General features: G+C 49.3%; 1 protein-coding gene. It reads right to left on the bottom strand.

The genetic code is table 11. The annotated features are described in order from the left end of the window. The coding region (locus WH96_RS20830; protein ID WP_047766177.1) for a calcium-binding protein at window positions 1-951 on the bottom strand (951 nt) is incomplete at both ends.

Below are 951 nucleotides of genomic sequence, written 5' to 3'. Positions count from 1 at the left end.
CAGAACGGTTGCCAGAGAAAGCAGCAACGTCAGTACCATCGGCGAAGGTTAGTGCTTCGATACGTTGGTTACTGTCCAGCCAATTGCGAATGGTGATCTTATCGCTTAACTCAGTAATTGTTGCATCTGGATTGTTTGGATCTTTCAGAGCAACAATCAGGTCATTGCCGGATAGCACCGTGACAATATCGGCAGAGGTAATGCCTTTTTCAAAAACAATGCTGTCGTAACCTGCATTAATAGCAGTACCGTTTACACTCGCCTGATCATGGATCGTGCTTTCGCCATGCCCTCGGCCAAAGATATAGATGTCATTACCTGCACCGCCAGCCAAAGTATCATTTCCACCAAGGCCATTCAGAATGTCATCACCATTGGTACCCGCGAGATCGTTCGCTGAGCTATCACCAAGAACAAGAGTACGACCAACTTCATCTGCCAGAGCAATCGCAACCTGTTTCTTGCTATCGAGGTACCAGCCTTCAATCGTCACAACATCTGTTGCAGAAGTCCGTAACAGAAGGTCATCACCCTGTTTGCTGTATTCTATATCAGCCAGAGCAATACCTGTACCAAAGACAAGCTTGGCATGGGCACCACTATTACGAATGGTATCGGCACCATCGCCAACATTAAAGCGATAGACATCTCCATCACTGTCCCCACCGATGAGAAGGTCATCATCCTCTCCCCCAGCGAGATCGTCAGCACCAGCACCGCCATAGAGCGTATCGTTGCCTTCATCGCCTGTCAGCGTGTCTTTACCAACATCACCATAGAGCAAGTCATCCCCTGCCCCACCAACAAGCTTGTCATCACCCGCGCCATTGCCCAGACGTGTCCAGATCCGACCATCTCCGGAATTGATCAGCGCATCAGTAACCCCGTCGCCATTGAGATCTAGATACTTGATAGAAAGATTAGAGCCAAGCTCGCTTCCTGATGTGTCGG

It is taken from the genome of Kiloniella spongiae (genome assembly GCF_001026905.1).
Taxonomy (GTDB): Bacteria; Pseudomonadota; Alphaproteobacteria; order Kiloniellales; family Kiloniellaceae; genus Kiloniella; species Kiloniella spongiae.
This window is presented reverse-complemented; position numbering and strand designations above follow the sequence as displayed.